This is a genomic window from Bradyrhizobium sp. BEA-2-5 (assembly GCF_032918025.1).
GTDB lineage: Bacteria > Pseudomonadota > Alphaproteobacteria > Rhizobiales > Xanthobacteraceae > Bradyrhizobium > Bradyrhizobium pachyrhizi.
In genome coordinates, this window is record NZ_CP136629.1 from 2734048 (window position 1) to 2755728 (window position 21681).

Below are 21681 nucleotides of genomic sequence, written 5' to 3' on the forward strand. Positions count from 1 at the left end.
GAGGTTCAGATGGCAGCTGACGTCGTTACGCAGATCATCACCGCTCGCATCACGGAGCACGTCGCCGAATCGCCGTTCTATATCCCGATGACGGGGCCGTCGGCGCGGCCACGGCGTTCGCTCAAGCACGACGACACTTTCATCGTGCTCGACAGCCATGGCGACATCGGCGCATCCGCCGGCGGGCCGGACGGCCTGTTCCATCACGATACGCGCTACCTCGCGCGACTCGAACTCGTGCTCGACGATCTCCAGCCGCTGCTGCTCGGCTCGAACCTGCGCGACGACAATTCGGCGTTGACCGTCGATCTCACCAATCCGGACATCTATCGCGACGACCGTCTGACCCTGCAGAAGGACCTGCTGCACATCGTGCGCACGATCTTCCTGTGGCGCGGCACGGCCTATCAGCGCATCGGCGTGCAGAACCATGGCGACCAGCGCAGCAGCGTCGACCTGACGCTGTTGTTCGGCAACGACTTCGCCGACTTGTTCGAGGTCCGCGGCGAGCGGCGGCCGCGCCGCGGGATCGGCTCGAGCAAGCTGCTCGGCCCGACCGACGTCGTGCTGGAATATGTCGGGCTCGACGAGCAATCGCGGATCACCGCGCTGCATTTCGATCCGCGGCCGACACGGTTGTCGGTCAACGCGGCGACCTATCATTTCGATCTCGAGCCCGGACGGGTGACGTCGCTGTTCGTAGCGGTCTCCTGCAACAAGCCGATCATGCAGAAGCCGGTGCGGTTCTTCCCGGGGCTGCTGGCGCACCGCCGCGAGATGCGGCAGTTGACCATGGGCGCGGCCAGCATCGAGACCTCCAACAACATCTTCAACGAGGTGCTGTGCCAGGCCATGGCCGACCTCAACATGCTGATGACCGAGACGCCGCAGGGGCGATACCCCTATGCCGGCATTCCCTGGTACTCGACGACGTTCGGTCGCGACGGCCTCATCACCGCGCTCCAGATGCTCTGGGTCGATCCGCGGGTCGCCAAGGGCGTCCTGCGCCGGCTCGCGCATTTCCAGGCCACGGCGGTCGATCCGCTCGCGGACGCAGCGCCCGGAAAGATCCTGCACGAGATGCGGGGCGGCGAGATGGCGGCGCTCGGTGAGGTGCCCTTCGCGCATTATTACGGCAGCGTCGATTCGACCGCGCTGTTCGTGCTGCTCGCCGGGCTCTATCTGGAGCGCACCGGCGATCTGGACACGCTGCGCGAGCTGTGGCCCGCGGTCGAGGCCGGCTTGCAATGGATCGACGGCCCTGGTGATCCTGACCAGGACGGGTTCGTCGAATATCAGCGCGCGACCGAGAAGGGGCTGGCGAACCAGGGTTGGAAGGATTCCTACGACGCGATCTTCCATGCCGACGGACAGCTTGCTGAGGGCAATATCGCGCTTGCGGAAGTCCAGGGCTACGTCTTTGCTGCCAAGCAGCTTGCCGCGCGCGCGGCGCGCAAGCTCGGCTTTGCCGACAAGGCCGCGAAGCTGGACGCCGAGGCCGAGCGGCTGCGCGAGCGGTTCGAGCAAGCATTCTGGTGCGAGGAGCTTGGCACCTATGCGCTTGCGCTGGACGGCGAGAAGCGGCCCTGCAAGGTGCGAACCTCGAATGCCGGCCAGACGTTATTTTCCGGCATGGTGCGGGAAGACCGCGCGCGACGGGTCGCCGCCGACCTGATGAGCCAGAAGTTCTTTTCCGGCTGGGGCATCCGCACCGTCGCGCAGGGCGAGGTGCGCTACAATCCGATGTCCTATCATGACGGGTCGATCTGGCCGCACGACAATGCGCTGATTGCGCTCGGGCTCGCGCGCTACGGCCTCAAGCATTCGGTGGCGCATGTCTTCAAGGGGCTGTTCGATGCCGCGACCTATATGGATCTGCGCCGGCTGCCCGAATTGTTCTGCGGCTTCCGGCGCGAGAAGCGGCGCGGCCCGACGCTCTATCCGGTCGCCTGCGCGCCGCAGGCCTGGGCCAGCGCGACGCCGTTCACGCTGCTGGAGGCGGCGCTCGGCCTCGAGTTCGACGTGGCGCGCGGCGAGATTCGCCTGCGCAATCCGCATCTGCCGGCGTTCCTCAACGAGGTGATGCTGCGCGACCTCAGGCTTGGCGCTTCCAGCGTCGATCTGAGGCTGCGCCGCCATGGCGACGAGGTGTCGCTGGAAGTGTTGCGCACGCGCGGCCAGATCCAGGTGTCGATCGTGCTGACGCATTGAGCGTCGTCACGCGACATGCGTGCGCTAGGGAAATCGCGGGGAGAGTAACATGCGTCCGAGGATTATCATGATGCTGGTCGCAGCGGCGCTGCTGGCATGCGCTGGTGTCCGTGCCGCCGATGACGAAGCACCGGCGCCTGCACCATCGCCGCCGGCAGCCCAAGCGCCGCCAGCAGCCTCTGCGGCGCCGAAGGAGCAAGCCAAGGAACCCTCAAAGGAATCGTCCAAGGAACCGTCGCCGCCGCCGTCGGTGACCGTGATCGGCGCGCGCGATGCGCACGGCGTGCTCGGCCGCGACGTTCGCAGCGCCGCCGGCGAGGACATGGGCCGCATCGTCGACGTCATCGTCGATCGCACCGGCCATGTGCGGGCCGCGGCGATCGATTTCGGCGGCTTTCTCGGCGTCGGCAGCCGCAAGATCGTGGTGGACTGGAACGCGCTGCGCTTCGCCGGTGTTTCCAGCAAGAGCGACAGCATCACGCTGGACCTCAACAAGCAGCAGGTGAGCGCTGCGCCCGAGTACAAGGAAGATACGCCGCTGATCGTGCTGGGCGCGGCGGGAAGCCTGCATCCATGGGATTACGAACATTAGGGGGGTAGAGCTGGTCGCGCGTCCGAACTCTTCTTTAGAGACGGTTGGCGACGGTCGTGGCGAGCGATCAGCCGGCAGCACCAACGTTGTGTCAATTGTCCCCGATCAGCCCACTCCGGAGGAATCGCGCGGGCCGTCGCGGGAAAGTCAGCGCGGCCTCGACTGGTTCATCTTCTTCCTCGCCGACGTGCAGACCGGCTTCGGTCCCTTCATCGCAGTCTATCTGACGACGCAGAAATGGACCCAGGTCGAGATCGGCCTCGTGCTGTCAATCGGCGGCATCATCGGCCTCTTGGGCCAGATGCCCGGCGGGGCGATCGTCGATGCGGCGCGCTCGGAGCGGGTCGTCGCGGGCTGCGCGGTGGCCGCGATCGGCGCCAGCGCGCTGGCCTACGCGCTCTGGCCGATCTTTCCCGTGGTGACGCTCGCCGCGACGCTGCACGCGCTCGCGAGCTGCGTGCTCGGGCCGGCGATCGCCGCGATCAGCCTTGGCCTCGTCGGCCCGCTCGCGATCGGCGAGCGGCTCGGCCGCAACGCGCGGTTCGCCTCGCTGGGCAACGGCGTCGCGGCGGCGGTGATGGGCACCGCGGGCTATCTCCTGTCGAGCCGCTCGGTGTTCCTGGTCACCTTCCTGCTCGCGATCCCGACGCTGTTGTCGCTGGCCCGGATCCGCGAGCGCGAGATCGACATCGCCCAGGCCCATGGCGAGGTGAAACGGGAAGTCCCCGACAAGCGCGCCACCAGCGTGTTCGCGCTGGTGCGGCAGCGGCCGCTGCTGATCTTCGCCGGCGCGATGATGCTGTTCCAGCTTGCCAATGCCGCGATGCTGCCCTTGATGGCGGGCGTGGTGACGACCCGGTCGAGCCAATGGGCGCCGGTCCTGATCGCGGCCTGCATCATTGTGCCGCAGGCCATCGTCGCTTTGTCCTCGCCCTCGGTCGGCCGCATAGCCCAGATCCGGGGCCGGCGGCCGCTGCTCCTGATCGCATTCGTCGCGCTGGCGGTCCGCGGCCTTTTGTTTGCAACCGTGCGTGATCCCTATCTGCTGGTCATCGTGCAGATTTTCGACGGCATCACCGCGGCGATCTTCAGCGTAATGGTTCCGCTGATCGTGGCCGACGTCGCCTTCGGCAGCGGTCATTTCAACCTGGCGCAGGGGATCGTGGGGACTGCGACCGGCATCGGCGCATCGCTGAGCACGGTGCTCGGCGGCTATGTCAGCGACAAGTTCGGCAGCAGCACGGCCTTCATGGGGCTAGCCGGGATCGCCGCGTTCGGGCTGTTCGTGATCTGGCTGGTGATGCCGGAGACGCGGCGGACGGCATGATGGCAGGGCGCAACCGCGGCACCATTGGCCGCCGCCGACCAGACCCGGGATGCGGCTACGGGCCCGTTTTGCTGCGCGGCACCCTTCCTCCTGCATGTGCCGTCATATATGAGTGAATACATAAGTGATTTGCTGCTGGAACGAGTCCGATGGTCCCCAGGAGCGAGTTCGCGCGTTGGACCGTGGCGGCGATTAATCAATCCAAAATCGCGGTCTGGTACGGGATTGACGGAGCGCGGGCAGGCATTTCGACCGAGGAGCGGCATGGTACATCGAACGACGACGGCGCAAACCACCGGAGCGATGCGGCGTTGGGGCCAACCCGCCTTTGTGACTTTCGCAGCGATGGTCACACTTGCGTCACTGACCGGTGGCGTCGCGGCGAAAGAGCAGCGTACCGCGGCGGCCGTCGAGGCGACCGCGCCGCGCACCGCCGGCGATCCGATCATGGCGATCGTGTCGATCAAGAGCCAGCAGGTCACTTTCTACGACGCCGACGGCTGGATCATGCGCGCGCCGGTGTCGACCGGCACCACGGGCCGCGAGACGCCGGCCGGCGTGTTCGCCATCGTCGAGAAGGACAAGGACCATCGCTCGACCATGTATGACGATGCCTGGATGCCGAACATGCTGCGCATCACCTGGAACGGCATTGCCCTGCATGGCGGACCGCTGCCCGGCTATGCCGCCTCGCACGGCTGCGTGCGCATGCCGTTCGGCTTTGCCGAGAATCTGTTCGACAAGACGAATATCGGGATGCGTGTGATCATCTCGCCGCACGACGCGGCCCCGGTCGATTTCACCCATCCGGCGCTGTTCGTGCCGAACGCGCAAGCCATCGCGGCCGCGCCGGCGCGCGCCGATAAGCTCAGCCGCGAAGCCGCGGATGCCGCCAAGGCGGCCGACGAGGCGAAGAAGGCCTCGGTGGCCGCGACCAAGGAAGCCGCACTGTTCACGCCGGCGTCGCTGCGCAAATTGCAACAGATCAAGACCCGTGCCGACGCTGCGGTTGCGTTGGCCGACAAGACGCTCGCCGCGGCCAAGACCGACCAGGCCAAGGCGCGCGCCGAGGATCTTAAGCAGAAGGCGGTGGCCAAGGCCGCGGAAGCGACCACGCAGTTCGAGGCCGCCCAGGGCGACGCCAAGCCGAAGCTCGACGCCGCAGCCGCCGCCAAGGACGCCGCCAAGGCGGCCGAGACCAAGAAAGCGGATAGCCAGAAGGCGGCGACCGACGCGAAGCTCGCAGGCGAGCCGGTCTCGGTCTACATCAGCCGCGCGACGCAGAAGCTCTACGTGCGGCGGAACACGCACAAGCCGGCGCCCGATGGCGGCGGCGAGGTGTTCGACACCAGCATCGAGGTTCCCGTCACGATCCGCAATCCCGACCAGCCGCTCGGCACGCATATCTTCACGGCGATGGCGCGCAACAACGCGGGCGGCCTGCGCTGGACCGAGGTGTCGATCGACGACGGCGACAACGCCAGGAATGCGCTCGACCGTGTCACCATCCCGCAGGATGTGCTGGATCGCATCGCGCCGACTGCCGTTGCCGCGCTCGTCGATCGTCGTCTCGGATGAGCCCCTGAGCAGCGAGACCAATTACCGCACCGAGTTCGTCGCGGTGCTGAGCAACGAGCCGCAGGGCGGTTTCATCACGCGCAAGCCGACCCGGCCCATGATGAACGACGACATGGTGGCGAGCGGGGACGACGGCTTCGGCTTCTTCAGTCAGCGCAGCTGGAATCCCCAGTCGGGCACCCAATACGGCACCCCGTATGGCAGTCCCCAATACAGCAATCCCCAGATTTACGGTAATCCGCAAGCCGCCAATCCGCGCCGGCGCGGCGGCCAGTACTTCTGGCAATCGCAACAGGACTGGTAGCAGAGCGGCGAGGACGTAGGCCGCAATGAGCGGCCGCGGGGCCACATCAGCATTGCAGCGTTGGGCGGCGTGGTGCCGCCGCCCAATCGCATTGCGCGGTTGCCACGTCTTACGGGCGGGCTTCCAAGATCAGGTTGAACGGCGTTTCCGCGGCGCGGCGGAACCGCGAGAAGCCGCCTTGGCGCGCCACCTCGCGCAGCCTTGCCTCTCCAGCCTGCGCGCCGAGCGCGAGCCCGACCTCCTGGTCCAGCGACGCCGGCGTGCAGATCATCGTCGAGGCGGCGTAGTAGACGCGCCCGATCGGATTGAGGTTGTCCTCCAGCCGGTCGTTGGCGAACGGCTCGATCAGCATGCAGGTGCCGTCGTCGGCGAGGGTGGAGCGGGTGTGCTTGAGGGCGCCGACCGGATCGCCCATGTCGTGCAGGCAGTCGAAGAAGCACACCAGGTCATAGCCCTTGGCCGGGAATGTCTTGGCGGAGTGCGTTTCGAAATGAACGCGGTCCGACAGTCCCGCTTCCCGCGCGGACTTCCGCGCCGCCTCGATCGATCCGTCGTGATAGTCGAAGCCGTAGAAGGTTGATTTCGGAAACGCCTCCGCCATCAATCGCGTCGAGACGCCGTGCCCGCAGCCGACGTCGGCGACGACAGCGCCTTTCTTCAGCTTGTCGACGACGCCCTCGAGCGCCGGCAGCCATTCCTGCACCAGATAGTGCTTGTAGCTGGTACGGAAGAAGCGGGCGGTGCCGCAGAACAGGCACTCGCTGCGCCTGTTCCAGCCGACGCCCTTGCCGGTCTTGAAGGCGTCGGTAATCTTTGGCTCATCGAGAAAGGTCGCGCCGACCAGGCTTCCGACGGCGCCGAGGAAGACCGGGCTGTCCTCGTCGGCCAGCGCGAGCGCCTGCTCGGGCAGCATCGAGAATTTTCCGGATGCCTTGTCGTACTCGATGTAGCCGGAGGCCGCCTGCGCCGACAGCCACTCCTGGATGTAGCGCTCGGATGTTCCCGTCGCCTTGGCCAGGGCCGCGGCATTCATCGGCCCGCCCTGCGCGAGAGCCCTGTAGAGCCCGAGCTTGTCGCCCAGGAGCATCAGCGAGGCGTTCATCGCCGCGCCGACATCGCCGATCATCTTTCCCATGAATGAATTGAGGCGCTCTTCGTTGACGTCCATGATGTTCCTCCATCGCAATCGCGTTTGGCCAAAAGTCATCATTCGCAATTTCACGCATGCGTCGTCGTCCAGTCGTGGGGCGATGTGATCGCCTGAAAGGTTCGGTGCAATGACCCGATTGTTACTGGGCCGGTGGGATCCCACAGCCGCCGGGCTTCACAAGCCCGCGAGGCGGGCCGCCTACGCCATCACGCGCGGCATGACCAGCCGTTTGTACAGCGTACCGTAGCAGGCGGCCGACAGGTCCCAGCTGTAGGATTTGGCCATCGCGCTGGAGCGCATGGCGTTGAGCCGGTCCTTGGCGCGGTAGGCGTCGAAGGCGCGCCTGACGCCGCCAAGGAAGGATTCCGCCGACGGCTTCGAAAACAGGAATCCGGTCTCGCCGTCGGTGATGGTCTCGGCGAGGCCGCCGGTCTGGTGCCCGATCGGCAGCGAGCCGAAGCGCTGGGCATACATCTGGCTGAGGCCGCACGGCTCGAAGCGCGACGGCATCAGCGTGAAGTCGCTGCCGGCGAAGATGCGGCGAGCCTGGGCGTCGTTGAAGCCGATGATCACGCCGATCGCATCGGGCCGGCGGCGATGCGCGGCCACCAGCGCATCCTCGATGGCGGGCTCGCCGGAGCCGGTGACCACGATCTGCCCGCCGGCGTCGACGATCTCGTCGGCCGCGGACAGCACGAGGTCGATGCCCTTCTGGTGCACGAGCCGCGCGACGATGCCGAACATCGGGCCGCGCGAGACCGCAAGCCCGAACTGGCGGCGGACATAGTCGGCGTTGGCCTGCTTGCCCTTCCAGTCGCCGGCGCCGAACTGCTGGGCGAGCTGGGCGCAGGAGCGCGGGTCCCAGCTCTCGTCGATGCCGTTGAGGATGCCGGTGAGCTCGGCTGCATCCGAGCGCACGCGAAGCAGGCCTTCGAGGCCGCAGCCGAGCTCCGCGGTCGTGATCTCCCTGGCATAGGTCGCGCTTACCGTGGTGAGGTGCGAGGCGTAGACCAGCCCGGCCTTGAGGAAGGAGACCTGGTCGTAGAACTCGACGCCGTCGATGTGGAAGGAGCTCTCCGGTGCGCCGATCCGCCGCAGCGAGTCCTTCGGGAAGAGGCCCTGATAGGCGAGGTTGTGAATGGTCAGGATCGACGGAATCCGCGCGTTGCGCCAGGCGAGGTAGGCCGGTGTGAGCGCGGCCTGCCAATCGTTGGCGTGTACGAGGTCCGCTGCCCAATTCTTGTCCAGCATCCCGGCTGCAAGTTCGGCAGCGGCGGAGGCAAAGCGGCCGAAGCGGATGTCGTTGTCGGGCCAGTCGCGTCCGGCCTCGTCGCCATAGGGATTGCCGGGCCGGTCGTAGAGCTGTGAGCACAACAGCACATAGACCGGCAGGCCGTCCTTAGTCGCGGCCCGGCCGAGCGAGCAGGCCGGCATCTCCGCGAGCGCTCGGCATTGTCCAACGATTTCAATATGCGTGAACTGTTCGACCACATCCCGGTAGCCGGGAAGCATGATCCGGACGTCGCTCCAGGGGCGGAGCGCCCGCGGAAGGGCAGCGGAAACGGCGGCGAGCCCGCCCACGCGGACGAAATCGTCCATCTCCGTCGTGACGAATAAGACCTTCAACAAGCGCCCTCGTTCCAGCCCGTGACATGGCTATGCAAGATCGGGTCCAATCTGCCTTTGAGTAAAATGCAAGACGGCCCGCGCTCCCGGTCTGGACGAGACGCTTTCCTGCCAGGGCGGCTCACTTTAGGGTCACGCGACGCCGAACAACCAATGACGAAGGTGGAGGAAGCCTTGCCGACGACCATAGCCGCTGACGATGAGGGGAATTTGACACGGAGCTTCGACGGCCTTCGTGTGCTGGATTTCTCGACCACCATCGCCGGCCCCCATTGCACGCGGATGCTCGCCGACATGGGCGCCGAGGTCATCAAGATCGAGACGGACGGCGGAGAGACGATGCGGACCCGGCCACCGCTGCGCAACAATTGCTCGACGGCGTTCGGCCAGCTCAATATCGGCAAGAACAGCCTGGTGCTCGACCTGAAGTCGCCGGCCGGCGTCGAAGCCGTGCGCCGGCTGATCGCCACCGCCGACGTGCTGGTGGAGAATTTCCGTCCCGGCGTGATGCGGCGGCTGAAGCTCGATTACGCCTCTATCCGCGACATCAATCCGAGGCTGATCTACTGCTCGATCTCCGGCTACGGCCAGACCGGCCCCTCGGCCGAGCTGCCGGCCTACGCGCCCGTGATCCATGCGGCCTCCGGCTACGACATGGCGCATCTGGCCTACCAGCCGGGCCGCAACCGTCCCGATTATTGCGGCATCTACCATGCCGACGTCGTCACCGGCGTCTACGGCTTCGGCGCGATCGCCTCGGCGCTCTATCAGCGCACGCGCACCGGCAAGGGCCAGCACATCGACGTCTCGATGCTGGAATCGATGCTCAGCCTGACCCTGAACGAGTTGCAGTGGTCGCAATTCGAGGTGAAGCAAACCCAGCGCCCGATGTTCGGTCCGATCGAAACCACCGACGGCTACGTGATGGTGGCGATCGCCAGCGAGAAGACGTTCCAGAACCTGATGCAGGTGATCGGCCGTCCCGATTGGGTATCCGATCCGCGCTTCGCCAAATATTCCGATCGGCGGGAGAACTGGGCGGGCCTGATGGAGGGCGTTGAGGCGTGGTCGCGCTCGGTCAGCACGCAGGCCTGCCTTGCCGCGCTCAACGAGTATGGCGTGCCGTCATCGGCCTATCGCACTGTGCGCGAGGCGCTCGCCGATCCACAAATCGCCCATCGCGGCGCGCTGGCCGAGGTTGCGGACGGCGGCGGCAGCTTCAAGGTGCTCAATCTGCCGTTCCGCATGTCCGGCGCCACGGTCGGTGCGCGCAAGCGGATGTCGACGCTCGGCGAGCACACGCTGTCCTATCTGAAGGAGATCGGGCTCTCCGAGGATCAGATCGCGGGCTTCGCAGCGCAACCGGCAAAGACGGCGCGTCATTAAGCCTGCGGCTTTTTCATCCGTATTACGGTCTTGTCGCGCGCGGCGATTCCGGACAATCTGCCGCCCAACACACGACGATCCGGAACACCGGACGTCGCCCACCTGGGAGGGAGCATTGATGAAGCCGGTCGGGCGCGCGCACACGGTTGCGCGCATATTTCTTGTGGCGGGATTGGGTGCAGCGGCGTTCGCTGCACCGGCCCATGCGCAGAAGCAGGGCGGCACGCTCACCGTCGGCCAGGAACTGGACATTCCGGGCTTCGATCCGCTCAAGGTCGGCGTTTACGATACCTCGGCCAACACCGCGGCCGCCGCGATCTTCGACACGCTGACCACCCTCGACGACAAGGGCGAGGCCGCGCCAAAGCTCGCGGTGTCCTGGACCCATTCCGACGACTACAAGAGCTGGACCTTCAAGCTGCGCCAGGGCGTGAAATTCCACGACGGCACGCCGTTCAACGCGCAGGCCGTCAAGGAGAACTTCGACCGGCAGAAGGATCCCGCCAACAAGTGCCGCTGTGCGTTCTACATCACCAACGTCAAGAGCGTGGACGTCATCGATGACCTCACGGTGCGCTATAATTTCAGCGACCCGGCGGTGAACTTCCCGGCGACGCAATCCATTCAGAGCTCCAACAATGTTATGCATTCTCCGACCGCCTGGAAGACCAGGGGTGACGACTACAATCGCAATCCCGTGGGCACCGGTCCCTATATCCTGAAATCCTGGACCGCGGGCGATCGCATGGTACTTGAGAAGAATCCCAATTACTGGGACAAGAGCCGTCCCTATCTCGACCGCATCATCCTGAAACCGCTGCCTGACGCGCAGTCGCGCTTCGCCTCGCTGCAATCGGGCGAGGCCGACATCATCTGGGACGACGAGAACGACGCCGACAACATCATGAAGGCGCAGAAGGACAAGAGCCTGACGGTTCACTCCTATGCCGGCTCCGGCGCGCAGGTCTACGCCTTCAACACCAAGGTCGCGCCGTTCGACGACGTCCGCGTGCGCCAGGCGCTGGTGATGGCGATCGATCGTCCGAAGATGTCGCAGGCGATCAGCAACGGTCTGAGCCGGCCCGCGAGCAATCCTTATGGCGACGGCTCCTGGGTCAAGTGCAAGGACGACGGCGCGCTGCCGGAGGACACTGCGAAGGCCAAGGCGCTGCTCAAGGACTACGGCAAGCCGGTTGATTTCAAGATGATCGTCTCGGCGACGCCGCGCGGCCGTACCATCGGCCAGGTGCTCCAGCAGTTCTGGAAGCGCGTCGGGGCCAACATGGAGATCGAGCAGGTCGATCAGGCCACCATTCCGTCGCGCGCCTTCACCCGACAATTCCAGCTGACGCCGTGGCGCATCGTCGATCTCGCCGATCCCGATCCGCAGATGTACGCGAATTTCCGCAGCGGCAGCCCGCTGGCGCTGGCGAACTTCTCCGACCCGGAACTCGACCGCCTGCTGGAGCATGCGCGAACCACCGCCGATACCGCCAAACGCACCGAGGATTACTGCGCCATCAGCCGCCTGATCAACAAGGAGGCGATCTGGTTCTGGACCTTCCAGAACACGTATTACGCGCTGTCAAGCTCGAAGCTGAAGGGCTTTCCGAAGATCTACAACGGCGTGATCGACGTCTCCTACGCCTGGAAGGAATAGCCTTTCATGCTGTTCTTCGTCGCGCGCCGGCTCCTGTACCTGGTACCGGTGCTGATCGCGGTCTCGCTGCTCACCTTCCTGATCGCCTCGCTGCTGCCAGGCGATCTCGCCTTCGTCATCCTCGGCGATCAGGCGACGCCGGAGAATGTCGCGGCGCTGCGGCGTGACATGGGCCTGGATCAGCCGCTCTGGCTGCGCTATCTCGGCTGGCTGTGGCATATCCTGCAGGGCGATTTCGGGCGATCCTTCCGCACCGGGCAGACCGTGTTGCAGGCCGTCAGCGAACGCATCCCGGTCTCGTTCGAGCTGATGATCCTGGCCGAGCTGATCGGGCTTGCGATCGGCGTGCCGCTCGCAATCGCCTGCGCGGCCAAGGCCGGCGGCGCCTTCGACCGCCTCATGACCGGCAGCGCCTTCGCCATGCTGTCGATGCCGTCTTTTCTCACCGCGATCCTGCTGATCTATCTGTTCGCGGTCGAGCTGCACTGGTTGCCCGCGACCGGCTATGTGCCGTTCTCCGAGGAGCCGCTCAGCAATCTGCGCTTCTTCGTGCTGCCGGCCCTGACGCTCGCGCTCGCGGAATGGCCGGGCATCATGCGGGTGCTGCGCTCCGACATGATCGCGACCTTGCAGGAGGACTATATCGCACTCGCCAAAGCAAAAGGCCTCAAGCCATCCCGCATCCTGTTCGTGCATGCGCTCAAGCCTTCGTCGCTGACCCTGGTGACGGTGACAGGCATCAATATCGGCCGTCTGCTCGGCGGCGCCGTCATCGTCGAGTCGATTTTCGCCTTGCCGGGCATCGGCCGGCTGCTGGTCGGCGCGATCTACACCCGCGACCTCGTCATCCTCCAGGGCGTGGTGCTGCTGGTCGCCTGCGGCTTCGTCATCGTCAATTTCATCGTCGACATGCTCTACGCCGTGCTCGACCCGAGGATTCGCCATGGCCACGCTTGAGCTCAGCCTCGAGGAAGAGGCCGGTGCGACGCCGGCCCGGCGCCGCCGCGGGCTCGGCATGTTGTTCTGGATCGCGATCGGCTGGATGACGCTGGTGTTCGCGGTCGCGATCTTTGCCGACCTGCTGCCGCTTCCGAGCCCGACCGACATGGACATGCTGGAGCGGCGGGCGCCCACCTCCGCCGAGCATTGGCTCGGCACCGACGGTCTCGGCCGTGACGAGCTGTCGCGGCTGATCTATGGCGCGCGCATCTCGCTGATCGTCGGCCTCTGCGCACCGATGATCGGGGTTACCATCGGCGGCGCGCTCGGCATGCTCGCCGGCTATTTCCGCGGCAGGTTCGAGACGCTGGTGGTCGGCAGCATGGACGTGCTGCTCGCCTTTCCGCCGCTGATCTTCGCGCTTGCCGTAACGGCCTATCTCGGCCAGTCCATTCCCAATCTCACCTTGATCCTCGGCGTGCTCGGCATTCCCGCCTTCATGCGCGTGGCGCGCGCTGCGACGCTGACCCTGGCGCGGCGCGAGTTCGTGATCGCCGCCGAAGCGCTCGGCGCCAGCCACGCGCGTATCCTCCTGCGCGAGCTGCTGCCCAACGTGATCCTGCCGCTGCTCGCCTTCTTCCTGCTCGGCGTCGCCGTCACCATCGTGGTCGAGGGGGCGCTGTCCTTCCTCGGTCTCGGCGTGCCGCCGCCGATGGCGAGCTGGGGCAGCATGATCGGCGAGGGCCGCGAGAGCCTCGACGTCGCGCCGCGGCTCGCCTTCCTTCCGGCGATCGCGATGTTCCTGACCGTGCTCTCGTTCAACCTGATCGGCGATACGATGCGTGCGCTGACCGATCCCAGGCAGGGCGCGCTATGAGCCGGACGCTGCTATCGGTCGAGAGTGCGGTGGTCGAGCTGCCGACCCCGCGCGGCAATCTGCGCGCCGTGGATCATGTCGATCTGTCGCTGGAGGCCGGCCGCACGCTCGGCATCGTCGGCGAATCCGGTTGCGGCAAGACCATGCTGTCGCGCGCGGTGCTTCAGCTGCTGCCGAAGAAGGCAAAGCTGACGGGGCGCGTGATGTTCGACGGCCAGGATCTGACGAAACTGCCGGCCGAGAAATTGCGCAAGCTGCGCGGCCGCTCCCTCGCGGTGGTGTTCCAGGATCCCATGACCTCGCTCAATCCGGTGCTGACGATCGGCACGCAGTTGATGGAGACGATTGTGGAACATCTCGAGCTCGATCTTGCCGAGGCCCGGCAGCGGAGCATCGAGCTGCTGGCGGCCGTCGGCATTCCCGCGCCGGAGCAGCGGCTCGCGCAATATCCGCACCAGCTCTCCGGCGGCATGCGCCAGCGCGTCGCGATCGCGATCGCATTATCTTGCGAGCCGAAGCTCCTGATCGCGGACGAGCCGACCACCGCGCTCGACGTCACGATCCAGGCGCAGATCCTCGATCTGCTGGCGCGCGAGCAGCGCCGCCGGCACATGGCGATGATCATCATCACCCACGATCTCGGTGTCGTCGCCGGCCGTGCCGACGAGGTCGCCGTGATGTATGCCGGGCGCGTCGTCGAACGCGCGTCGACGCCTGCCTTGTTCAAGCAGATGCGGATGCCCTACACCGAGGCGCTGCTCGCCGCGCTGCCGAAGCTCGACGTCGCGCCGCATACGCCGCTGCCGGCGATTTCGGGGCGGCCGCCCGACCCGACCCGGCCGCTCAAGGGTTGCTCGTTCTCGCCGCGTTGCCGCTACTCCGCGGAGCGCTGCGGCACGGAGAAGCCGCAGCTCAGCCGGGCTGAAACGCCGGAGCATCTCTACGCCTGCTTCCATCCGATCACCGCGGGGGTCGGCGCATGATGCTGCAGGCAGCCCCCGATCCGCTGATGAAGGTGGAAAACCTCGTCGTCGAATATTCGGTAGGGGGCAAGACCATCCATGCCGTCTCCGATGTCAGTCTCGAGGTCGCGCGCGGCGAGACGCTGGGGCTGGTCGGCGAATCCGGCTGCGGCAAGTCGACGCTCGGGCGGGCGGTGCTGCAATTGCGCCAGGCCGTCTCCGGCAAGGTGCTGTTCGACGGGCACGATCTGACCACGCTGAAGGGCGAGCCACTGCGCAAGATGCGCCGGCGCGTGCAGCTGATCTTCCAGGACCCGATTGCCTCGCTCAATCCGCGGCGGCGGATCGGCGACATCGTCGCCGAGCCGCTGGTGATCGCGGGCGTGAAGGATCCCGAGGAACGTCGGCGGCGGGTCAGCGACGTGCTGTCGGCGGTCGGCCTCGATCCGGCGCTCGTGAGCGGACGCCTTCCGCACGAATTCTCCGGCGGTCAATGCCAGCGCATCTGCATCGCGCGAGCACTTGTGCTCAACCCGGAGTTCATCGTCTGCGACGAGCCGGTCTCGGCGCTCGACGTTTCCATCCGCGCGCAGATCCTTAACCTGCTCGAGGAGATGAAGGCGCGCTTCGGTCTGACGCTGCTGTTCATCGCGCACGACCTCGCGGTGGTCAAAGCGGTCAGCGATCGCGTCGCGGTCATGTATCTCGGCCGGCTCTGCGAGGTCGGGCCGTCGGAGCAATTGTTCGCAAGACCCGCACATCCCTATACCGGGCTGTTGTTGCAGGCGATCCCGGTGCCAGATCCGGATGTCCGCCCGACCCAGAGCGTGCCGGTCGGTGAGCCGGCGTCGCCGATTGCACCACCGTCCGGCTGCCGCTTCCGCACCCGCTGCCCGCGCGCCGACGCGCGCTGCGCCAGCGAAGTGCCGGAACTGCGCGTGGTTGCGCCCGGCCAGTTCGCGGCTTGCCATCATCCGCTGGTCTGAATAGGCCTTGGCCTTCAGGCGAGCTGCATGGCGGCTCGCTCGAAAATGGGATCATGAGCGTTTGTCCCGGACGGGCAGGCGTGGCAAGGTCCGCCGCAAGAACAAGCTACGGGAGAACAGCAATGAAGAGTTTCAAGGTTGCCGATTTCAAGGCGCCGCTGCAGGAGGTCGATGAGGCGACGCCGCAGCCGTCGGGCACGCAGGTGCTGATCAAGGTGAAGGCCGCCGGCGTCTGCCACAGCGATCTCCACATCTGGGAAGGCGGTTACGATCTTGGCCACGGCCGCAAGCCGCTGTCGCTGAAGGACCGCGGCGTCTCGCTGCCGCGTACGATGGGCCATGAGACGGTCGGCGAGATCGTGGCCTTCGGGCCCGACGTCAAGGACGCCGACAAGGGCGGCCTCAAGGTCGGCGATGTCGCGCTGGCCTATCCCTGGCTCGGCTGCGGCAAATGCCCGACCTGCCTCGGTGGCGACGAGAACATGTGCGCGATCAAGCCGAATGCACTCGGTGTCTATTGCGACGGCGGCTACGCCGACCACATGACGGTGCCGCATCCGAAGTATCTGCTCAACCTCAAGGGGCTCGATCCCGTCACGGCCGCGCCTTATGCCTGCTCGGGCGTCACCACCTATAGCGCGCTGAAGAAGGTCGAGCAGTATTTCGACACGCCGATCGTGATGTTCGGCGCGGGCGGCCTCGGCCTGATGGCGCTGTCGCTGCTCAAGGCCATGGGCGGCAAGGGTGCGATCATGGTCGATATCGACGCGAAGAAGCGCGAGGCGGCCGAGGCCGCCGGCGCGCTCGCGACCGTTGACGGCAAGGCGCCCGACGCGCTGGAACAACTCGTCAAGAAGGCCGGCCAGCCGATCCGTGCCGTGATCGATCTGGTTGGCAATGCCGCGACGACGCAGCTCGGCTTCGACTGCCTGACCAAGGGCGGCAAGCTCGTCATCGTCGGCCTGTTCGGCGGCGGCGCGACCTGGGCGCTGCCGCTGATTCCGATCAAGGCGGTGACGATCCAGGGCAGCTATGTCGGCAATCTGCGCGAGACGCAGGAATTGCTCGAGCTGGTGCGAACCAAGAAGATTCCGGCGATCCCGGTCACGCCGATGCCGCTGGCAAAGGCGAACGAGGCGCTGACCAATCTGCAGAAGGGCCAGCTGGTCGGCCGCGCGGTGCTGACGCCGTAGATCAACTCACCGTCATCCCGGGATGGTGCGCAGCACCAGACCCGGGATCTCGAGATTCCGGGTTCGATGCTCCGCATCGCCCCGGAATGACTGTTGTGTTCCGGAGATTCCCATGTCCGCCAACGACGCCCTCCACATCGCCGTCCTCGGTGGCGACGGCATCGGCCCCGAGGTGATGGCGCCGGCGCTCGACGTGCTGCGCAAGATCGAGGCGCCGGCCGGTCTCAAATTCCGCTTCACCGAGGCGCCGGCCGGCGCGGGCCATTACAAGGAAACCGGCAAGTCGATGCCGGAGAGCACGATCCGGCTGTGCGAGGAGGCGGATGCGATTCTGCTCGGGGCCTGCGGGTTGCCGTCGGTGCGCTACCCTGACAACACCGAAATCGCGCCGCAGATCGAGCTGCGCTTCATCTTCGATCTCTATGCCGGCGTGCGTCCGGCGCGGCTCATTCCGGGCGTGCCGAGCCCGATCGTCGGCGCCGACCAGCGTGGCATCGATCTCGTCGTCATCAGGGAATCGACCGAAGGCCTGTTCGCCTCGATGGGCAAGGGCGTCGTTACCCATGAGGACGCGCGCGAGACCATGGTGATCACCCGCAAGACGTCCGAGCGCCTGTTCGAGTTCTCGTTTCGCCTGGCCGAGCGGCGCAGGGCCCGCGGCAAGCCGGGAATGCTCACCTGCGTCGACAAGGCGAACGTGTTCAAGGCGTTTGCCTTCTTCCGCGGCATCTTCGACGAGATTGCGAAGCGTCATCCCGACGTCAGAGCTGACCACCTCTACATCGATGCGACCGCGGCTGCGCTGGTGAAACGTCCCTGGGATTTCGACGTGATGGTGATGGAGAACATGTTCGGCGACATCGTCTCCGACATCACCGCCAGCCTGATCGGCGGCCTCGGCATGGCGCCCTCCGCCGACATCGGCGACAAGTACGCGGTGTTCCAGCCGTGCCACGGCACCGCGCCTGATATCATGGGACGGGGCAAGGCCAATCCGACCGGCATGATCCTATCTGCGGCGATGATGCTGGACTGGCTCGCCGACAAGCACGGCATCGAGAGCGCGGCCGAGGCGAGCGAGACCATTGAGCGCGCGGTGGACCAAGTCTATGCCGGCGGCATCAAGCCGATGGAGTTCGGCGGCAACAACGGCACGGCGGATGTCGCGAAGGCGGTGCTGGCAGCGCTCTAAAGCGCGATGAGATTAGGTTGAATCGTCATCGCGCCTTAGCTCTTTGTTTGAGCATGATCTTTTTGGAAAGCCGCTGCGCACTTTTCCGGATCATGCTTTAGCCGCGGAAGGGTGAGGGGGCCGAAGCCCCCTCGCTGATGATTAGCGATGGTGTCCGCCGTGATGTCCGCCGCCGTGATGGCCACCATGATGTCCGCCGTGATGAGGGCGGTGCCCGTAATGATGCGGGCGATGGTGGAATTGCGGACGATGATGCCATCCGTGATGGCGCGGTCCGTAGTAGCCGTATGCGCCCGGTCGCCAATAGCAGCGGCCCCAGCGATCGCAGACCTGGCGCACCTTGTCGACATTGGACGTTTCGCCCGCGATGTGACCGGCTTGCGGAAGCCCGTTGGGCATCGCGGATGCCGCGCCGGACATCAACGCTGCGCTTCCAAGCGCGGCGAGTCCAATAACGGCAAGCTTGATATTCATCGAGATCTCCTTGGTTGAAGCCTGAAAACGTTCGTGCGGGCCACTTCGTTGCTGCGGCAAAAAAGACAGGCTCGTGCACCTGGTTCTGGCGGCGCCGGTTCAACTGAGGAAATGCGGGAGTTCTGAGGTCGCCTGATGCGCGGGCGACAATTGGCCGCGCGACAGAATGGCGACGCATTGCGCGCGCATGCGCTGCGCGAGATGGGCAGTCGAAGCGCGAGCTGGAAAAGCGCGGCGCGCATGCGCGGCGACGCGCGCGAAGATCATGCTCAGGTGGAGCGATGAGATCATGACGCGATGCTCGTCGCCGCTTCATGACCGCGCATCCGGCCAGGACTGAAGCTATCCGCCTGGATCACAAAATCTTGAAAGACAGCCGCGCCTCAAGAAAAAGCGCCGCCATCGGCGATGGCAGCGCTTTTACATCCTCCTGGCCCGACCGGCGTGTGCGGCCGCAGCGGCCGGCGACCGGCCGTTGCGGTGTGGTGGGATCGCGTTCGCGGCGCCGCGACCCGATCCGCGCTCAGTCTTCGTTCGCCGCGATCGATTCCATCAGCGAGACGAGCTGACGCTGCACCGTCTGGTCCTTGATCTTGCTGTAGGCGCGCAGCAGGCGGAGGCTGAAGGCGCTGTCGAGGAAGAGCAGGCTCTCGACTTCGCGGGCCTTGTTGTCGCCGTCGTAGAAGAAGGTCACGGGCACATCGAGGGCGGAGGCGATCTGCTGAAGCCGAGCCGCGCCGACGCGATTGACGCCCTTCTCGTATTTCTGAACCTGCTGGAAGCTGACACCCAGCTTCTCGCCGAGCTCGGCCTGCGAGATCTTCATCTCGACGCGCCGCAGACGGATCCGCTTGCCAAGCTCAATGTCCGGCTTGCCGGCACTGCGCTGCTTCATCTTCTTTGCTGCTGATCTGTTCATTCTTGTGACCCGTCCTTCAAATCGAGAATCCCTGGCCCGGTTGGGTCAGGGACACGTTCATGATGTACCGCGTTAAGCTCGAGTGGATCGCCAGTTCGTCTGAACTACGAAATCCAGGAAGATCGCGGGATGGTATCCAAACGCAAAAGCGCAAGGAAACACCCTAGTACCGACTCGGTCGACTACCTGAAGTCGACCGCGCCAAGGTGTCTGTCGACACCCCGCCCTCTACATTTGGCAAAATATTGACCAAACCACAACTAGCGCGAGTTTGATCGACACAGATTTTGCGCACATGCATAATAGGCGTCAATGCACAGCGCCCGTAGTTCTACGGGCCACTATATTGTACGGGCGTCGTTGCACGGATGCAACCCCAGCTAGTGCAGCCTGAGGTCGAGAAGTGGCCGGCAGGTGCTTGACTGAATCATCCGATTTGCAAGAGTTTGACGTAAGTCCAAGTCGGGCTTTCGGAATGTTGCTGGACAATTGCCCAAAAGTTCTCAATCATCTGGAACAAATGTGTGCCTACGACAAGCCGGCGAACTCTGGCGGGAGGGGCCAATGAAGCGAAAGAGGGGAACGCCTCGACTCTACCTCGCGGCTTCGGGAGTTGAAGATATGCCGGTCGCAAACACGGAAGAACGGTTGCTGGCGCTGCTCGCAACGCTGGAGGAATGTCAGGCGTTCCTGACCGACCGGGCGAACACGGAGACGGCGCGGCTGTTGTCCCTTGCCATCCTCGAGCTTCGGATGGAGCTCCACAAGGTAACGGATTCCGAGCTGAAGGCCCACTGTGACATGATCGCTTCGGATGAGCCCGTGCTGGAACAAACGACGGCCCGGCAACTGCCGCCGTATTTGAGGCTGATCAAGTAAGCCAGCGCCCGCGCGGGACGCTGCTCGGCTTGGGACGTACGGCTCAGCCCGCAGTCACGTCAACCGCCTCGGCGCCTTCGAGCACGCGACGGGCCTTGTCGCGGTCGAGGTCACCTTCCCATGCCGCGACCACGACGGTGGCGACGCAGTTGCCGATCAAATTGCCGACTGCGCGCGCCATGCCGATGAACCAGTCGACGGAGAGCACCAGCACGAGGCCAATCGCCGGGATGCTCGGCACGGCGTTGAGCGTCGCCGCCAGGATGACGATCGCCGAGCCGGGTACGCCATGCGCACCTTTCGAGGTGATCAGCGACACGCCGAGCACCAGCATCAGGTCGCCGAACGACAGCGGCGTGTTGGTCGCCTGCGCGATGAACACGACCGCGAGCGTCAGGTAGATCGAGAAGGCGTCGAGATTGAAGGAATAGCCGGTCGGGATCACGAGGCCGACCACCGAATCCTTGACGCCGAAACGCTCCAACTTGCGCATCACCTGCGGCAGCACCGCGTCGGACGATGCAGTGGCGACCACGATCATCAGCTCCTCGCGCAGGTAGCCGAGGAATTTGAGTATGTTGATGCCGGCGAGCGCCATCACGGCGCCGAGCACGCCGAGCACGAAGATCGCGACCGACACGTAGAACAGCGCGACCAGCGACAGCAGCTGCTTCAGCGAACCGACGCCGTATTTGCCGACCGTATAGGCGACGGCGCCGAGCACGCCGATCGGCGCGAAGCGCACGATGAGGCCCATCGCGCGGAACAGCACGGTCGAGACAGCGTCGATGAAGGAGGAGATCTTCTCGCCCTTCTCGCCGCCGACCAGTGCCAGGCTGACGCCGAAGATGATGGCGAAGAACAAGACCTGCAGCACGTCGTTGCGCGACAGCGCGTCGAACGAGGTGGTCGGGATGATGTTGAGCAGGAAGCTGCCGATGCCTTCGCCCTTCAGCTTCTGCGCGTTGCTGGCATAGTTGCCGAGCGCCTTGGCATCCAGCGTCGAGGTGTCGATGTTCATGCCGTGGCCGGGGCCGAACAGATAGGCGAGCAGCAGGCCGACCACGAGCGCAACCGTCGTCATCGCCTCGAAATAGACCAGCGCCTTGACGCCGACCCGGCCGACCTTCTTGAGGTCGCCGGCACCCGCAATGCCGTGCACGACGACGCAGAACACGATCGGCGCCACGATCATCGAGATCAGCTTCAGGAAGGCATCGCTGAATATCTTCAACCCGATCGCGAAATCGGGCGCGGCCATGCCGATGACGATGCCGAACAGCAGCGCGACAAGCACCTGCACGAACAGTGATGTGTAAAGCGGCTTGCGCGCCACTGTCGCTTCCGCTGCGATGGTCGACATGACTTCCCCCTGTTTCTGGCCGGCCGAACCCGCCCATCATAGCAACTTGCGTGCCAAGATGTC

Annotated in this window: 18 protein-coding genes and 1 pseudogene; 13 read left to right on the plus strand and 6 right to left on the minus strand. The window is 65.3% G+C overall.

Annotated elements, in window-relative coordinates; translation table 11 throughout:
* Positions 1-9: 9 nt before the first annotated feature.
* The 4 genes and pseudogenes from RX327_RS12730 to RX327_RS12745 all read left to right on the plus strand — a co-directional run bounded on the left by RX327_RS12730 (position 10) and on the right by RX327_RS12745 (position 6012).
* Positions 10-2211 carry an amylo-alpha-1,6-glucosidase gene (locus RX327_RS12730; protein ID WP_317250433.1) on the plus strand — a complete coding sequence of 734 codons (2202 nt, stop codon included), beginning with the start codon at positions 10-12 and terminating at the stop codon, positions 2209-2211.
* Between the two features lie 49 nt (positions 2212-2260).
* A complete protein-coding gene (locus tag RX327_RS12735; RefSeq protein WP_317250434.1) occupies positions 2261-2803 on the plus strand; it encodes a PRC-barrel domain-containing protein in 543 nt (180 codons plus the stop codon).
* An 88-nt stretch (positions 2804-2891) separates the two neighbouring features.
* Entirely contained in the window at positions 2892-4130 is a 1239-nt protein-coding gene (locus tag RX327_RS12740) for an MFS transporter (RefSeq protein WP_317250435.1), read from the plus strand.
* 264 nt (positions 4131-4394) lie between these two features.
* Positions 4395-6012 (plus strand): annotated as a pseudogene (locus RX327_RS12745) (L,D-transpeptidase).
* 109 nt (positions 6013-6121) lie between these two features.
* Here RX327_RS12745 and RX327_RS12750 read toward each other — a convergent pair.
* Both RX327_RS12750 and glgA read right to left on the minus strand, forming a co-directional pair.
* A complete protein-coding gene (locus RX327_RS12750) occupies positions 6122-7180 on the minus strand; it encodes a class I SAM-dependent methyltransferase (protein WP_050385117.1) in 1059 nt (352 codons plus the stop codon).
* Between the two features lie 180 nt (positions 7181-7360).
* Complete coding sequence (gene glgA / locus RX327_RS12755) at positions 7361-8788, minus strand: glycogen synthase GlgA (RefSeq protein ID WP_317250436.1); 1428 nt, start codon at positions 8786-8788, stop codon at positions 7361-7363.
* A gap of 153 nt (positions 8789-8941) precedes the next feature.
* On the opposite strand from glgA, the gene RX327_RS12760 reads away from it, so the two are divergent.
* The 8 genes from RX327_RS12760 to RX327_RS12795 all read left to right on the plus strand — a co-directional run bounded on the left by RX327_RS12760 (position 8942) and on the right by RX327_RS12795 (position 17983).
* Positions 8942-10174 (plus strand): CoA transferase, encoded by a 1233-nt coding sequence (locus RX327_RS12760; protein ID WP_317250437.1) that lies wholly within the window; start codon positions 8942-8944, stop codon positions 10172-10174.
* A gap of 118 nt (positions 10175-10292) precedes the next feature.
* Positions 10293-11834, plus strand: coding sequence for an ABC transporter substrate-binding protein (locus RX327_RS12765; protein WP_317250438.1), 1542 nt, complete (start codon positions 10293-10295; stop codon positions 11832-11834).
* Between the two features lie 6 nt (positions 11835-11840).
* A complete protein-coding gene (locus RX327_RS12770; RefSeq protein ID WP_317250439.1) occupies positions 11841-12791 on the plus strand; it encodes an ABC transporter permease in 951 nt (316 codons plus the stop codon).
* Entirely contained in the window at positions 12778-13650 is an 873-nt protein-coding gene (locus tag RX327_RS12775; protein ID WP_317250440.1) for an ABC transporter permease, read from the plus strand. Before RX327_RS12770 ends, RX327_RS12775 begins: the two co-directional genes overlap by 14 nt.
* Positions 13647-14633, plus strand: a complete 987-nt coding sequence (locus RX327_RS12780) for an ABC transporter ATP-binding protein (RefSeq protein ID WP_317250441.1) — start codon at positions 13647-13649, stop codon at positions 14631-14633. The genes RX327_RS12775 and RX327_RS12780 overlap by 4 nt, the downstream gene beginning before the upstream one ends.
* The gene (locus tag RX327_RS12785; RefSeq protein ID WP_317250442.1) at positions 14630-15598 is read left to right on the plus strand and encodes an oligopeptide/dipeptide ABC transporter ATP-binding protein; all 969 of its coding nucleotides are present in this window, start codon (positions 14630-14632) and stop codon (positions 15596-15598) included. The genes RX327_RS12780 and RX327_RS12785 overlap by 4 nt, the downstream gene beginning before the upstream one ends.
* Before the next feature lie 122 nt (positions 15599-15720).
* Positions 15721-16791, plus strand: a complete 1071-nt coding sequence (locus RX327_RS12790; RefSeq protein WP_317250443.1) for an alcohol dehydrogenase — start codon at positions 15721-15723, stop codon at positions 16789-16791.
* Positions 16792-16903: 112 nt separating this feature from the next.
* Complete coding sequence (locus RX327_RS12795; RefSeq protein ID WP_317250444.1) at positions 16904-17983, plus strand: isocitrate/isopropylmalate dehydrogenase family protein; 1080 nt, start codon at positions 16904-16906, stop codon at positions 17981-17983.
* A 141-nt stretch (positions 17984-18124) separates the two neighbouring features.
* Here the strand turns inward: RX327_RS12795 and RX327_RS12800 are convergent, their stop codons facing one another.
* The 3 genes from RX327_RS12800 to RX327_RS12810 form a co-directional block, all read right to left on the minus strand.
* Positions 18125-18457 (minus strand): hypothetical protein, encoded by a 333-nt coding sequence (locus RX327_RS12800; protein ID WP_225643312.1) that lies wholly within the window; start codon positions 18455-18457, stop codon positions 18125-18127.
* Positions 18458-18556: 99 nt separating this feature from the next.
* A complete protein-coding gene (locus RX327_RS12805) occupies positions 18557-18748 on the minus strand; it encodes a hypothetical protein (protein WP_028338131.1) in 192 nt (63 codons plus the stop codon).
* A 232-nt stretch (positions 18749-18980) separates the two neighbouring features.
* Positions 18981-19376 carry a helix-turn-helix transcriptional regulator gene (locus tag RX327_RS12810; protein WP_317250447.1) on the minus strand — a complete coding sequence of 132 codons (396 nt, stop codon included), beginning with the start codon at positions 19374-19376 and terminating at the stop codon, positions 18981-18983.
* A 621-nt stretch (positions 19377-19997) separates the two neighbouring features.
* Between RX327_RS12810 and RX327_RS12815 the strand changes: the two genes are divergently transcribed.
* The gene (locus RX327_RS12815) at positions 19998-20255 is read left to right on the plus strand and encodes a hypothetical protein (protein WP_317250448.1); all 258 of its coding nucleotides are present in this window, start codon (positions 19998-20000) and stop codon (positions 20253-20255) included.
* A 43-nt stretch (positions 20256-20298) separates the two neighbouring features.
* Here the strand turns inward: RX327_RS12815 and RX327_RS12820 are convergent, their stop codons facing one another.
* Positions 20299-21618 carry a dicarboxylate/amino acid:cation symporter gene (locus RX327_RS12820; RefSeq protein ID WP_028338130.1) on the minus strand — a complete coding sequence of 440 codons (1320 nt, stop codon included), beginning with the start codon at positions 21616-21618 and terminating at the stop codon, positions 20299-20301.
* Between the last annotated feature and the right edge of the window lie 63 nt (positions 21619-21681).